Below are 295 nucleotides of genomic sequence, written 5' to 3' on the forward strand. Positions count from 1 at the left end.
GTCCCCGGTTCGGTAATGCCAAACCCGAGAATCGTGCGGAAATTGGCGAAGCCGTTGTTACCGCCAAACCCGGCTTCGTTGCGGAAAAACAGCAGCATGCCGGCGAAGGTCAGGGCCTGGGTCATGATCGAGAAATACACCCCTTTGAGCCGCGAGCGGAAGGCGAAAAAGCCGAACACCAACGCCAACAATCCCGGTCCCAACACCACCAGACACATGGACCAGAGAAAGCTGCTGGTGCCAGTCCAGTACCACGGCAACTCGGTCCCCGACAGAAACGTCATGAATGCCGGCA

Annotated in this window: 1 pseudogene; it reads right to left on the reverse strand. The window is 58.3% G+C overall.

What is annotated here, in order from left to right:
* Nucleotides 1–295, reverse strand: a pseudogene (locus BK665_RS33110) (urea ABC transporter permease subunit UrtC); the annotation flags it as partial.

The sequence above is a fragment of the Pseudomonas frederiksbergensis genome, from assembly GCF_003732665.1.
Taxonomy (GTDB): Bacteria; Pseudomonadota; Gammaproteobacteria; order Pseudomonadales; family Pseudomonadaceae; genus Aquipseudomonas; species Aquipseudomonas frederiksbergensis_G.